This window comes from Scandinavium sp., assembly GCF_032012665.1.
Taxonomy (GTDB): domain Bacteria; phylum Pseudomonadota; class Gammaproteobacteria; order Enterobacterales; family Enterobacteriaceae; genus Scandinavium.
The window spans coordinates 1-2,752 of record NZ_DALZVG010000057.1 but is presented as its reverse complement, the minus strand read 5'-3'; the positions used below and the strand labels follow the sequence as shown (position 1 = coordinate 2,752).

The window sequence follows — 2,752 nt, the reverse complement described above, 5'->3', positions numbered from 1 at the left end:
GACGGAAATCCTGCCCCTTCACGAAGTAGAAGATGTATTCGCAGATGTTCTGGCAGCGATCGCCGATACGTTCGATAGAGCGGGCGCAGAACAGGGCGGTCAGCACGCTTGGAATGGTGCGGGAATCTTCCATCATGTAGGTCATCAGCTGACGCACGATGCCTTCATATTCCTGATCCACTTTTTTGTCTTCGCGATAAATTCGCACCGCTTCATCCAGATCCATGCGCGCAAACGCATCCAGCACGTCGTGCAGCATCTGCACGGTGTGGCGACCCAGCGATTCCAGGCTCACCAGCAGCGGCTGATGCTGTTGGGAGAACTTCTCCAGCGCGGTGCGGCAGATTTTGTCGGCAACGTCACCAATACGCTCCAGCTCGGCGATGGTTTTAATGATCGCCATTACCAGGCGCAGGTCACTCGCGGTCGGCTGACGCTTGGCAATGATGCGCACGCAGGCTTCGTCGATAGCGACTTCCATCATGTTGACCTGCTTGTCACCGTCGATAACGCGCTTCGCCAGATCCTGATCCTGGTTATGCATCGCGGTGATGGCGTCGGACAGCTGCTTCTCCACCAGCCCCCCCATGGTCATCACCTGGGTGCGAATATGCTCCAGCTCTGCGTTGAACTGGCCGGAAATGTGTTTGTTAAGATTGAGGTTATCCATATGCGCTCCAAATCAACCGTAGCGGCCAGTAATGTAGTCTTCAGTTTGTTTCTTCGCAGGTCGGGTGAACAGCGCATCGGTATCGCTAAATTCAATCAGTTCGCCAAGATACATAAACGCAGTATGGTCGGAACAGCGCGCCGCCTGCTGCATGTTATGAGTAACGATCACCACGGTGTAGTCCTGCTTAAGCTCAGTGATGAGCTCTTCAATGCGGCCCGTTGAAATCGGGTCCAGCGCTGAACATGGCTCATCCAGCAGCAGTACTTCCGGGCGAATCGCAATTCCGCGGGCAATGCACAGACGCTGCTGCTGGCCGCCGGAGAGAGAATAGCCGCTCTGGTGCAGCTTATCCTTTGTTTCATTCCATAATGCGGCCTTGGTCAGCGCCCACTGCACGCGCTCGTCCATATCCGCACGGGACAGCTTCTCAAACAGGCGTACGCCGAAGGCGATGTTGTCATAAATCGACATCGGGAACGGCGTCGGCTTCTGGAACACCATGCCAACTTTGGCGCGCAGCAGGGCAATATCCTGGGTATTGGTCAGAATGTTGTCGCCATCCAGCAGGATTTCACCCTCCGCGCGCTGCTCCGGATAGAGCTCAAACATTTTGTTGAACGTGCGCAGCAGGGTGGATTTTCCGCAGCCCGACGGGCCGATAAACGCCGTTACCTGGTTTTTGGCGATATCCAGGTTAATGTTTTTCAGGGCATGGAATTTGCCGTAGTAGAAGTTCAAATCACGAACTGAAATCTTACCCGGGGTCGTCTCAACCATACTCATCTCAATCTCTTCCTCATTCAGCGCCGCTCTTCGCCACGCTGTAAAAAATTAACCGTGTTTCTTCTTCGCGAAAATGACGCGCGCCAGAATGTTCAGCAACAGAACGCACAGGGTAATGATCAGTACCCCGGCCCAGGCCAGCTGTTGCCATTCGGCAAACGGGCTCATGGCAAATTTGAAAATGGTCACCGGCAGGTTGGCAATCGGCTGCATCATGTCGGTGCTCCAGAACTGGTTCGACAGCGCGGTGAACAGCAGCGGTGCGGTTTCACCAGCAATACGCGCAACGGCCAGCAGCACCCCGGTCATGATCCCTGATATGGAGGCCTTCAGCGTGATGGAGGACACCATCTTCCACTTTGGCGTACCCAGTGCATAAGCCGCTTCACGCAGATTATCCGGCACCAGCTTCAGCATGTTCTCAGTAGTACGAATCACGATAGGCACCTGCAGCAGCGCCAGCGCAATCACGCCCGCCCAGCCGGAAAAGTGCTGCATCTTCGCCACGACGATGGTGTAAACGAACAGGCCCACCACGATGGATGGCGCAGAAAGCAGAATGTCGTTAATGAAGCGAATCACCTCCGCAAGCCAGGATTTACGTCCGTATTCCGCCAGATAGATACCCGCCATGATCCCCATCGGTGTACCGATGACGGTTGACCACAGGATCAACAGGCCGCTACCGGCTAATGCATTTGCAAGCCCTCCGCCCGCAGTATTTGGCGGCGGCGTCATTTCGGTGAACAGCGCGATCGACATGCCATCGATACCGCGGGTAATGGTGGAGAACAGGATCCACACCAGCCAGAACAGGCCAAAAGCCATAGTCGCCATCGACAGCGTCAGGGCGATGCGGTTTTTGGTACGACGACGCGCCTGCATTTTGCGGCGGGATTCAATGAGCTCAGGGCTGGTTTGCATTTCTAAAGTCGCCATTAGCGTGCCCCCTCGTTTTTCGCGAGGCGTTTAATCATCAGCTTGGAGATCGCCAGCACGATAAAGGTGATCACGAACAGGATCAGGCCCAGTTCCATCAGCGCCGCAACGTGCAGCCCGGATTCGGCTTCAGCAAATTCGTTCGCCAGTGCAGAGGTGATGCTGTTGCCCGGCATATACAGCGAAGCGCTGTCGAGCTGGTAGGTATTGCCGATGATAAAGGTCACCGCCATGGTTTCACCCAGCGCGCGCCCGAGGCCAAGCATGACGCCACCGATCACCCCATTTTTGGTGAACGGCAGAACGATACGCCAGATAACTTCCCAGGTGGTGCAGCCGATACCGTAGGCCGACTCT

General features: G+C 55.5%; 4 protein-coding genes. All 4 read right to left on the bottom strand.

Going from position 1 to position 2,752, the window contains the following annotated elements; translation table 11 throughout:
- The coding region (phoU, locus tag RTU33_RS21735) for a phosphate signaling complex protein PhoU (protein ID WP_312630159.1) at positions 1–670 on the bottom strand (670 nt) is incomplete at its 3' end.
- A 12-nt stretch (positions 671–682) separates the two neighbouring features.
- Complete coding sequence (gene pstB / locus RTU33_RS21730) at positions 683–1,456, bottom strand: phosphate ABC transporter ATP-binding protein PstB (protein ID WP_312630157.1); 774 nt, start codon at positions 1,454–1,456, stop codon at positions 683–685.
- Positions 1,457–1,504: 48 nt separating this feature from the next.
- Positions 1,505–2,395 carry a phosphate ABC transporter permease PstA gene (pstA, locus tag RTU33_RS21725; RefSeq protein WP_312630155.1) on the bottom strand — a complete coding sequence of 297 codons (891 nt, stop codon included), beginning with the start codon at positions 2,393–2,395 and terminating at the stop codon, positions 1,505–1,507.
- Positions 2,395–2,752 (bottom strand): ABC transporter permease subunit (locus RTU33_RS21720; protein ID WP_312630154.1); only part of this gene is annotated, 358 nt, incomplete at its 5' end. The genes RTU33_RS21720 and pstA, both read right to left, overlap by 1 nt.